The sequence below is a fragment of the Kordia sp. genome, assembly GCF_045105435.1.
In the GTDB taxonomy this organism is placed as follows: Bacteria; Bacteroidota; Bacteroidia; order Flavobacteriales; family Flavobacteriaceae; genus Kordia.
The window spans coordinates 1-11080 of record NZ_JBGCDL010000146.1 but is presented as its reverse complement, the minus strand read 5'-3'; the positions used below and the strand labels follow the sequence as shown (position 1 = coordinate 11080).

Annotated in this window: 10 protein-coding genes; 6 read left to right on the top strand and 4 right to left on the bottom strand. The window is 32.2% G+C overall.

Annotated elements, in window-relative coordinates:
- Positions 1-930 (top strand): outer membrane beta-barrel family protein (locus tag AB8B65_RS07685; protein WP_405300302.1); only part of this gene is annotated, 930 nt, incomplete at its 5' end.
- Between the two features lie 57 nt (positions 931-987).
- Complete coding sequence (dusB, locus tag AB8B65_RS07680; protein WP_405300301.1) at positions 988-1980, top strand: tRNA dihydrouridine synthase DusB; 993 nt, start codon at positions 988-990, stop codon at positions 1978-1980.
- A 150-nt stretch (positions 1981-2130) separates the two neighbouring features.
- Here the strand turns inward: dusB and AB8B65_RS07675 are convergent, their stop codons facing one another.
- Positions 2131-2937 (bottom strand): tetratricopeptide repeat protein, encoded by an 807-nt coding sequence (locus AB8B65_RS07675; protein WP_405300300.1) that lies wholly within the window; start codon positions 2935-2937, stop codon positions 2131-2133.
- A complete protein-coding gene (locus AB8B65_RS07670) occupies positions 2934-3491 on the bottom strand; it encodes an RNA polymerase sigma factor (protein WP_405300299.1) in 558 nt (185 codons plus the stop codon). Before AB8B65_RS07670 ends, AB8B65_RS07675 begins: the two co-directional genes overlap by 4 nt.
- Positions 3492-3675: 184 nt before the next feature.
- Here AB8B65_RS07670 and AB8B65_RS07665 point away from each other — a divergent pair, with 184 nt between their 5' ends.
- From AB8B65_RS07665 to AB8B65_RS07655, 3 genes are all read left to right on the top strand, one after another.
- Positions 3676-4983, top strand: coding sequence for a S8 family peptidase (locus AB8B65_RS07665; protein WP_405300298.1), 1308 nt, complete (start codon positions 3676-3678; stop codon positions 4981-4983).
- Positions 4984-5022: 39 nt separating this feature from the next.
- A complete protein-coding gene (locus AB8B65_RS07660) occupies positions 5023-7731 on the top strand; it encodes a CHAT domain-containing protein (RefSeq protein WP_405300297.1) in 2709 nt (902 codons plus the stop codon).
- A 135-nt stretch (positions 7732-7866) separates the two neighbouring features.
- Positions 7867-8412: a hypothetical protein gene (locus tag AB8B65_RS07655; RefSeq protein ID WP_405300296.1), complete on the top strand. Its 546-nt coding sequence runs from the start codon at positions 7867-7869 to the stop codon at positions 8410-8412.
- A 456-nt stretch (positions 8413-8868) separates the two neighbouring features.
- Here AB8B65_RS07655 and AB8B65_RS07650 read toward each other — a convergent pair whose 3' ends face one another.
- Positions 8869-10080 (bottom strand): ABC transporter permease, encoded by a 1212-nt coding sequence (locus AB8B65_RS07650; RefSeq protein WP_405300295.1) that lies wholly within the window; start codon positions 10078-10080, stop codon positions 8869-8871.
- A complete protein-coding gene (rbfA, locus tag AB8B65_RS07645) occupies positions 10081-10473 on the bottom strand; it encodes a 30S ribosome-binding factor RbfA (protein WP_405300303.1) in 393 nt (130 codons plus the stop codon).
- Between the two features lie 159 nt (positions 10474-10632).
- Here rbfA and mce point away from each other — a divergent pair, with 159 nt between their 5' ends.
- The gene (gene mce, locus AB8B65_RS07640; RefSeq protein ID WP_405300294.1) at positions 10633-11034 is read left to right on the top strand and encodes a methylmalonyl-CoA epimerase; all 402 of its coding nucleotides are present in this window, start codon (positions 10633-10635) and stop codon (positions 11032-11034) included.
- Positions 11035-11080: the final 46 nt, after the last annotated feature.

Genomic DNA, 11080 nt, shown 5'->3' with positions numbered 1-11080 from the left:
AACTGGGAAAAGTGGAGTTTAAAAGTTGGTTTTAGAGGAGAACAAACGGAGATCAAAGGAAATTCACTCAGCACCAATCAAGTGAATACGCAAAATTACTTTAAGCTATTCCCAACGGCATACATAAGTCATAAAGTATCTAAAAAAGTCAATGTATACGCAGATTTTAGCCGAAGAATTCAACGTCCAAGTTTTGATGATTTGAATCCGTTCCGATTTAACTTTACTGATTTTTCTTTTGCGGTTGGAAACCCAAAATTGCAGCCAGCTATTACAAATAAGTATAAAGTTGGTGTAGAGATCAACGACATATTTTTTATAGAAGCCTATTATACATATAATAAAGGAGCTATTTTCGAATTGACATTACAAGATAATAATAATGACATATTACAGTATGTAGCTTCTAATATTGAAAAAAATGTAGGCTATGGGTTAGATTTTGTAGCCTATTTTCCAATATCAGATACTTGGGACGTGTCTTTTGTATCGTCTGCATTTAATGTGAGCGATACATTTACCTTAGGAGATAATATTACAACAACACAAAGTAAATGGTCTTTGTATACAACATTAGATAATAATTTTACATTTTTAAAAGATAAAAGTTTATCCGCGAATCTTTCTATATTGTATATATCTTCTAATATTCAAGGTCTTTCCGAAATTTCAGATAGAAACTCTGTAAGTTTATCACTTCGCAAGACATTGTGGAATAAAAAAGCTACAATCTCACTTACATTAAACGACATTTTGAATGGTCAAGAATTCACTAAAGAAACTCAATTCGTTAATCAAAATAGTCGTTATTTTTCAAATTACGATACACAAACCATCCGTTTAGGTTTCCGTTACAACTTCGGAAACACAAAATTACAAACCAATCAGCGTACAAAATCTTCTGCAGAGCAAGAACGTTTACAAGAGTAACTTACTACGTTACAATTTTTCATGTATCTTTGCCGAATCTTTATAGAATAACGTATTGTGGTTAAAATAGGAGACATAGAATTACCAGACTTTCCGTTGCTGTTAGCACCAATGGAAGATGTAAGCGATCCGCCATTCCGAGCATTGTGCAAGGAACAAGGCGCTGATGTTGTGTATACAGAATTTATTTCCTCGGAAGGATTGATTCGTGATGCTGCAAAAAGCACCATGAAACTTGACATCTACGAAAAAGAACGTCCTGTAGGCATTCAAATATTTGGTGCCAACTTAGATTCAATGTTAAAATCGGTTGAGATTGTTGAAAAATCGAATCCAGATATTATTGACATTAATTTTGGTTGTCCTGTAAAGAAAGTCGTTAGCAAAGGCGCAGGCGCAGGAATTTTAAAAGATATTGACTTAATGGTTTCCTTGACAGAAGCCATGGTAAAACATACCAAATTGCCTGTAACGGTAAAAACGCGTTTGGGTTGGGATGAGAATACAATCAAAATTGTTGAAGTTGCCGAACGTTTACAAGATGTTGGTTGCGCATCTATTGCAATTCACGGACGTACGCGAGCGCAAATGTATAAAGGTGAAGCCGATTGGCATCCGATTGCTGCGGTAAAAAATAATCCGCGCATGCACATTCCTGTGTTTGGAAATGGCGATGTAAATTCTCCTGAAAAAGCCATGTTAATGCGCGATAAATTTGGTTTAGATGGCGCTATGATTGGCCGTGCAAGTATTGGATATCCTTGGTTTTTTAGAGAAGTAAAGCACTTTTTTGAAACAGGAACACACTTAGCAAAACCAACAATGGACGAACGTATTGATGCTGCACGTCGTCACTTGCAAATGTCTATTGATTGGAAAGGTGAGCGTTTAGGCGTATTTGAAACCAGGCGACATTATACAAACTATTTCAAGGGAATTCCGCATTTTAAAGAATACAGACAACGTTTGGTAACTACAGACGATTCTGAAGGTGTTTTTAAAGTGCTTGATGAAGTGTATGAGAAGTTTGGCGATTATCAATTTGTATAAAATTTTCACTTCATATTTTAGTCACTTTAATTTCAGTTGAGAAGAATCAACATGTACAAATCAAAGTAATTTTCTAGAGAAAAAAATGGTTTTAAACTATTGTTATACAGACTTGAATATCAGTAAACAATAAATAAAATTACTAAAAAACTATAAGGATTTTTTAATTTTTAATGCTTGTTGGTATTTAAAGTTATTTGGATTTTTTAGTATAGTTTCTAACATGATTTCTACTTGTTGTGCTTCTTTTTGTTTTAAGTAGATGAGTAATTTGTACCAATGTCCTTTGGAACTGTCATAACTATCAGTATTGATTAAAATATCATACGTTTCGATTGCTTTTTTAGGATTGTCATTCGCAAAGTAAGAAGCTCCTAAATACAGTAAACCAGCAGCATATAATTTATTGTTTTGATTTTTTGTATAGGCTTCAAAAAACTGAATAGCTTCGCTATATTTTTTGTCTTTGTATAAAAATTCTCCTTTAGCAAACGCATTTTGAGTATCACTTTGTTCTGCATAAGAAGTGAGTTCATTCCAATTAGCATATTCGGCATATAACGATTCTAAAGAATCCTGCTTAGGAAATAGTAAAAAAGATATAAAAATTAAGAATATAGCAGCTACAGAACCAGCGTACAAAAGCTTTTTCTTCTGTTTCTTTTTTTCATACAAAGAAGCTACTTTTTCAATATTTTTAATTCGATTTTGATAGACTTCTTTTTGTAACGTTTTTTTTATAGAAGCCAGTTCTTCCTCTTTAGCAGCATCTTTAATGTGAGACAAATTATAATCAAACAATGTTTCACTAATGCCTTTTTGCAACAGTACATCTTCTTTTAAATCAGAATTTGTATTCATTTCTTCTTCAAAAAGTAAACGTTCAGATTTTGACATCGTATCATTCAAATAGGAATCAATCTTGCTTTGGATCGTATTTTCTTCGTTTGAATTCATTCTTTTAAGCTATGATATTGTTTGTCTCTTTTTATCAACTGCATTAATTTCTTTCTACACTTAAAAACACGGTGTCTGGCAACATCAACGGAGTTGTATGAAAACGTGTCTAATAAATTCTCATAATTCATTGTATTAAAGTATAAACTCAATACATCTCTACAATTATCAGATAGTTTAGCAAAACTTTCATTATATAATTCTTCGCGTTGTTGTTCTAAAATAAATAAACTCGTCTTCGTTGTTTTATCTATTAATGGATATACTCCATCTTTTACAGTCCATTCTTTTTTATCTCTTAATCGACGCCGCCAAATATTTTTGCAAATGGTAAATAAGTAGGCTTCAAAAGAATTGATTTGAATCGCTTTTTTTTCATACACATAAATAAGATATACCAATGCATCTTGAAAAACATCTTGTGCATCTTCATGACCGCCTTTGTTGCCAACTATAAAAGCGGCAATTTTAGGGTAAAACTTCGTATATATTTCCAAAATTACACTAGAATCATTGTTTATTAATGCTTCCAGATATTTTTCGTTATATTCCATATATAAATCACAAGTAAATCAAAAATAGAACTTTATTTAAAAATACCTCTCTATGAATTTCAAAACTTGATCTGTATTAAGAACGCGTCCGTAAAATTACAATTAAAGTTTTTATTAAAAGTGGGTCATGATTTTTTGAATCAGCTACTAATAGGTGAACTTTCAAAAAGTAAACATACTAATTATGAAAAAAAAATCACTCTTTTTTATTGGGATACTCTTCACTTTCTTTTCCTGTACCATTCCCGAAGATACTAATGTACATGCTAATAATACTAAAAAAATACCGTCTGAAATATCAAAAAACAACGTTACACCAGCAGTAGTAGCATCATTTTCCGATAGTCCTGAGTCTGAAATTGTTCCACTAAATGAAATTATAATTGAATATGAACTTGGTGTTTCTGAAATAGAAAAACAAACATTGAGAACTAATTATGGCGTTGTTAATTATAGAGCTTGTGATTGTACGAATGGAAATAATAAGTATGAGTTATGGACCATGCAAGCAGGAATTAATATAGAGCCAACGGTAAAAGTGATTAAAAGAAGAGACCGCGAAAAAGTTAGTAGAGCTACACAAAATAAAGAATATGAGATGAAAATGCACGCAGTTGCTATAACATTAGAAGGTGAAACAGATGAAGCTGAGGAAGTGTATATAGAAAGTAGCTTTAATGACGATTACTTAAATAGACTTGTCAATTCAAATGATGGAATTACAATTGCGGTATTGGATACAGGTATTGATACAGATCAAGCAGGATTTGCGCCTAATTTTTTATACAATTCAACTATAAACAGCAACTGTGGAGAAGAATCAGGATGGGATTTTGTAAATAATAGTAGCAACACATACGATGATGATATAAAAAAACACGGTACAGTTGTTTCGTATGTGATACATAAAGAACTTGCAGGTATAGATGTGAATCATCAAATTTTACCTGTTAAAATAGCTGATTTTGATGGAACCTCTACATTTTTTAATACCCTTTGTGGACTACAATATGCAATACAAAAAGATGCAGATGTCATTAATATGAGTTTTGGTTGGGAAACAACAAATACTGATATTTATATGATGTTTTCAGATTTAATTGATACTACAGATGGCATTATTGTAACTTCTGCAGGAAATAAAGATCAAGACAATGATACAAAACCTCATTATCCGTCTAATTTCACGCAAAATCATGTCATAGCAGTCGCTGCAGCCAATACAAGCTTAAGTGATGTAACATCGTATTCAAATTATGGAAGAAACTCTGTAGATTTTTATGCAATTGGAAATAATATTATGTTTCCTTTAAGAACGTCAAATACGTTCGTAAAATTTAAAGGAACATCCTTTGCAGCACCTTTCGTTTCAGCAAAAGTTGCAGAACTTTTAGCGAACAATTTACGAGACGTAAGACCACAATTAAGGCAACAATTTGGATCTCGTGTCAATTATTCAAAAGCTGTATTTTACATGGAACTTATAGAATAAAACTAGAAAATGCATAGCTTAGAGAATTAAATCAATTTTATGAAATTATTCTCTTGTATTCTATTCATCCTAAGCTTTACAATTTGTTTTGCGCAACAAGACTTTGATCGTAGGTTAGATTCAATTCTCACGATAGAAAATCAGGATTTAAGAATTGAATATTTAGATGCTTTTAAAAAAGACTATTCCCCAAAAAACACAAAGTTATACGCTAAAATTTGCTACAAACTTGCAGTCGAATATTATGATAAAGAAGAATATACAATAGCACTTAAAAATGTACACAAAGCTATTTCAATTCAAAAATCCATTGCAAACATGGAGATTTTGGATGTGCAAAAAAGCATCTATTTAAGTACCTTATGTTATAGATATCTTGATGATTTACAAAATGAAATTAAATACTTAGCGCCACTTTTAAATACGACAACGTATACCAATCCTGAGTTAAAAGCCATGATCCGATCGGCTAAAATTCATAGCAGTTTAGGAGATTACTATACAGCGATGGAATTTTTTGATAAAGTACTCAATTCGTATCCAATTCATAAAAATGAAGATAGAGTTTTTGATGCACATTTTGAAAAATTAATAACATACTCAGAAATGAGTCCTAATGATACTACATTTCTTGCGACGATTGAATATCATAAACAAGAATTAGAAAAGAGAAAAGAATCGTTTTATCCTGAAGATGAGCTAATATTATACAATACAATGGCACTTATTTATAGAGGATATAAAAATCGTGAACAGTCATTAACTTACTTTCAAAAAGCATTAGAAACCGTAACAAGTGAAACTTTGGAAGAAGAGTTGAATTCTATTCACATAAACATTGGAGAAATATATTCTAAACTTGGAAAATCAGAAAAAGCAATACACTATTTCCAAAAAGTTTTAAAAACAACGGATAGTATAAATCGTTCTGCAGCCAATAATAATTTAGGATACTATCACGCTAGTACAGTTAAAAACGAAATTGAATACCATCAAAAAGCAATTGCATTATTAGACTTTGATCGCACTATTATAGGAACGTCCTCTTTTTTAGAAACCATAAAGGATTTTCAGTTTAAGAAAGAATTACTAACGATTTTAATCGATTTATCGCAAGCTTGGATAAAACTATATGAAGAAAATGGGAATAAAAATCACTTGCAAGAAGCATTAAAAACCATCTATGCCATTGACGATTTAATTTCCGTAATGCGATTGGATAGTGGAACAAAACTATCCAAACTCTTTTGGATTGAAAAAGGTGTAAATAGCTATTTGGAAGGCGTAAAAATTTGTTATCTCCTAAACAAACCTGACGAAGCTTTTTACTTTATGGAGAAAAATAAATCATTATACCTTTTAGAGCAGTTGGGAAAAATTCAATTAAAAAACCAATATAAAATTCCAAACAGTTTACTAGAAAAAGAAATTAGTCTTAAGTATGAAGTACTTTTAGCAGAAAACAAACTCAAAACAACTCCTAATAGTACATCATTTCAAAATACATATAAAGAAGCCGAACAAAAATATTTTAAGTTTAAAGATTCCTTAAAAAATACTTTTCCTGATTATTACGAAAGTAATTTAAAACCAAAACTAGTTACATTACAAGCGTTTCAAGACTTTTTAAAAGAAAAACACACAAATGCTGTTGAATATATTCTTGGCGAAAAAGAAGGGTTTGGTTTGTGGATGAATGGTACTGAAATCCGTTTCTTTCCACTAGAAAACTATTCAAATTTACTTACTGACATTTCCTTTTTAAAGCAGATTTTCACAAATTCATCGTTGACAAAAAAAGAAGTTGATCAATACAAAAAAACTGGGTTTAAAGTATTTTCAACCTTATTTCCATGGAAAGAAGCCATAGCACACATAAAAACCAAACAATTGGCTATTATTCCAGATGGCGTGCTATATAATTTTCCGTTTGAAGCGCTCATCATTACTGAAAAACCAGTTTTAAAAGAGAACTATTTTATCAATATTGCAGAAGTTTCATACCTTAATTCAGCGTCAGTTTCTCAAAATCTTTTTGACGCATATACTGCTGAATCCTATTCATACCTTGGAATTGCGCCTGTTCATTTTAAATCGGAAACTTTATTAGATTTAAAAAATAGTGAGAACATTACAAAACAAATTGCCGCTTTATTTTCTTCGGAAACACGAGTAAGAGAAGCAGCGACAAGAGCAGAATTTTTAAAATCGTCTCAACAAAAGGGAATTCTTCACATCAACACGCATGCGGGAATAGACAACAAAACAAAAGTGCCTTGGTTGGCGTTACATGATACTTTAATCTCGCTAAAAGATATCTACATTATGAATCGTTCGCACGCGCTCGTTTTTTTAGACGCTTGCAAAACGGGTGATGGAAAATTACAAAAAGGCGAAGGAATTGAAAGTTTGTCTAGGGCGTTTTTTCACGCAGGTGCTAAAAGTGTGATTGCTTCTCAATGGAATGCCAATGAAAAAGCAACCAATGAAATATCAGTATCCTTTTTTAAAGCGCTCAAACAAGGAAATTCAAAATCATCCGCATTGCGTAAAGCCAAACTAGCATATTTAAGCCAACATGAGCTTTCTGGCACATTCCCATACTTTTGGGCTTCACTGACACTTACTGGAAATTCAGATGGATTACCAGCCGTTTCTTATACGTATTACTGGGTATTTTTTGGAGGTGTTTTCTGTTTCTTATGCTTCTTATACTATCTAAAAAGAAAACGCATTATCAAATTGTAAAACTCTTTTTAAAAATACTTATTTTTTTCTGGGTCATGGAAATTAATTTCTGCTACTGTCTTATGATTGATCGATCAAAAGGTGGTATCCGAAAAACCTTTTTATAAATAGAGTAGGAAAATTTAAACCAAAACCATGAAAAAATTATCAAAAACTTTATTACTATTAATCGTTGTGTTTACCTTTTATAATTGTAGTGATGATGCTACTGATGTAACTGAAGAAACAACTGAAATTCAAAGTAAAAACGGGGAGTATCCTGAGAGTATTATGGAGATTTTAGGTGATATGGAAGAATACCGTCTCTACAGAATTTCACCAGACTATGTTGAAGAAAACAGCTATCTCTTAGAAGAAGATTTTATGAGTGTTGAAGCAATCGATGTTGTTAGATACAATGATGTTCATTTTTTTAAAGTTTCAGGGCAAAACTATGAAGCTGTTGACACGATTGAATACTACGCATTGGACGAAATAGTTGGTACTGGAACAGAATTAAGCTCAGGAGGTAACGGTGGAAGTTACTGCAATGGTTGTATTGGCAGTAATCGTACTCGAATAGATTATTATTACATGCGACCAGATGGTACATTTTATCTTAGAAATTGGGTATGTTTCCCTTGCCCTCCACAACTTCAGAGTGCTATTAGTGCAGCCAATATTAATTCACCACATAACTAAAATTGTGTAGTAATTTATTAAAATAATCCGTTGTGCATTTTGAATTGAAAAAGTATAATGAGGCGTTAGTTCGAGTGATTTTGAGGCACGAAAAATCGTATCGAGAACATGTTTAGTGCAGAAAACTCTATTCTCGATACAAATTTTACTCATTTTCAATCGTAAAATTCACTCCTGACGAATTTTATCAAAATGCACAACAGGTTAAAATAGATACTATAAACCTTTTGTACAATAGAAACAAAAGCGACAAATTTTAAAAAGGTTTGTCGCTTTTTGAGTTTTTAAATTTAATTCTTGTTCTTCGTTAATTACTTTCTAACAAACAGATTGCTTCGTCATACTTTCTTGCAATGACGTGTGTAAGTTATCCAAAATCTAGTAGCAAAGCGGTCTAAGAGGCAAAGCCGATCTAAGAGATTCCTGCCTACGCAGGAACGAGTCTAACAATCTACCTTACGCATTGGCAATAAAGTTTCTAGTAATGCGCTTACTCGCTATATACGAAGCCAAAACGCCCAAAATGGTAATGGTTAAAAATACCGTAATGCAATTCATAAACTTCAATTCCACAGGATATGGCAAGCTTGGCGTTATATAAAATATTTTGAACTGCAATTGCAAATACACAGCAATCACGCCAAGTGTAATTCCTAAAATTCCACCTAAAGTGGTAATAATAATTCCTTGAAAAAAGAAAATACGCTTTATTTCTTTTATAGTTGTTCCCATACTAAAAAGCGTTTTCATATTGCTGCGTTTGTCTAAAATCATCATCACAATAGCGCCCACAACATTAAACAAAGCAAGAATCAAAACTAAGGTAAAAATTAAGTAAATCGCTAAATTTTCGGTATTAAGCATTTTGTACAAAGCGTCGTTGAGTTCAATTCGACTTTTAGCAATAACTTCATTATTAAAAATGCTAGCAATCTTTTCCTTTACAGCAAATTCATCACTATCAGGAAGCAAATCAAATTCCATATTAGTTACTTGATTCACTTCAAATTCCAGTAAATCTTGTGCCACTTCAAGATTCGTAAAAACGTATTTATCGTCCAAATCTTCGTTAATACTATATACACCTTGGGTTAAAACTCTTATTTTTTCGTATGGATTTTTAGAACTGCTAGTAATGCTTTTTGTGCCAGGTTTGGGTACTATAATTTCTAGCAATCCACTATTATCATTCGCAATTACTCCCAAAAGTCTAGAAATACCAATACCTACAACGGCGCTGTCGTATTCATTCGGGTTTACCCAATTTCCCACAAACATAATACTATCTACTGCATTCACCTTTTTAAAATATGGGTCAACGCCTTTAATATTTGCAATATGATGTTTGTTTTTTAAACCCAATACTACGCGCTCTTGCACAACTTTTGAAAACGATACAATTTCGGGAATATCTTGTAATTGTTGGAGTTGTGCTGCGCTTACGCGAAAAGACTTCCCTACTGCCGCTTCAATTTTAATATCTGGATCAAAATCGTTACTAAACGACAAGCTAAAAGTTTTTAATCCTGCAAATCCAGAAAGTACAATAAACAAAGCCAACGCACCAATTACAACAACGACACTTGTAACGATGTTGATAATATTAATGGCGTTTTGCGAACTTTTAGAAAGCAAATAACGCTTGGCTATGTATAAGGGAAATTTCAACTAGGATTTCTTTCTTTTATCTAATAAATTAGGATCTTCAATTGGGTTTTCTTCGCCTTTTAATGACTTTTCAATATTTTGAATATACTCCAAAGAATCATCTACAAAAAATATCAAATTTGGTACTTTACGTAATTGATGGCGTACACGTTGTGCCAAATCGTGCTTAATTAAAGGCGCGTTTGACTGAATTCCTTCTAATAATTCTTTTCCTTTATTGTGAGGAAAAATACTTAAATATACTTTGGCTACAGAAAGATCTACCGTTACATTAACCTTCGTTACTGAAATAATAACGTTCGTTAATCCACCACTTCTTGCTGCACCCTGCAAAATGTCTACCAAATCTTTTTGTAAAACACCTGCTATTTTTTTCTGTCTGTTACTTTCGATATCACTCATAATCTGCAAAAATATAATAATAACACCACAAAACGTTGACATTGCTCTTGAATTGCAATAACTTTAGGCAATAATTAAGGTTTAAATGCTCTGAAAGTTGCTTGAAATCGTATTTTTCCTGTTTTCAGCGCGAAATTATACTAGAAAAACGTGAATAAAATAGAACATATTGGAATTGCCGTTAAAGATATTGACGCGTCCAACCAGTTATTTGCCAAGTTGTTCAACAAAGAACACTACAAAATGGAAGAAGTTGCCAGTGAAGGTGTAAAAACTTCTTTTTTTCAATTGGGTGAAAGTAAAATTGAATTGTTAGAAGCCACTCGTGACGACAGTCCCATTGCAAAATTTATAGCCAAAAAAGGCGAAGGTGTACATCACATTGCTTTTGATGTAACGGACATTCACGCTGAGGTTGAACGACTTAAAGGTGAAGGCTTTATCGTGCTAAACGAAATGCCAAAAAAGGGCGCAGACAATAAATTGGTTGTTTTTTTACACCCAAAATCCACCAATGGTACGCTTATAGAGTTGTGTCAGGAAATAATTTAATGCATTTATATTTTTTCGGAATTAAAAAAAATAGTAATATTGCACC

Excerpts from the sequence above, each read along its gene's own strand:
- AB8B65_RS07675 (WP_405300300.1), bottom strand. The coding sequence starts at position 2,937 with ATGAATTCAAACGAAGAAAATACGATCCAAAGCAAGATTGATTCCTAT.
- AB8B65_RS07670 (WP_405300299.1), bottom strand. The coding sequence starts at position 3,491 with ATGGAATATAACGAAAAATATCTGGAAGCATTAATAAACAATGATTCT.
- AB8B65_RS07665 (WP_405300298.1), top strand. The coding sequence starts at position 3,676 with ATGAAAAAAAAATCACTCTTTTTTATTGGGATACTCTTCACTTTCTTT.
- AB8B65_RS07660 (WP_405300297.1), top strand. The coding sequence starts at position 5,023 with ATGAAATTATTCTCTTGTATTCTATTCATCCTAAGCTTTACAATTTGT.
- AB8B65_RS07655 (WP_405300296.1), top strand. The coding sequence starts at position 7,867 with ATGAAAAAATTATCAAAAACTTTATTACTATTAATCGTTGTGTTTACC.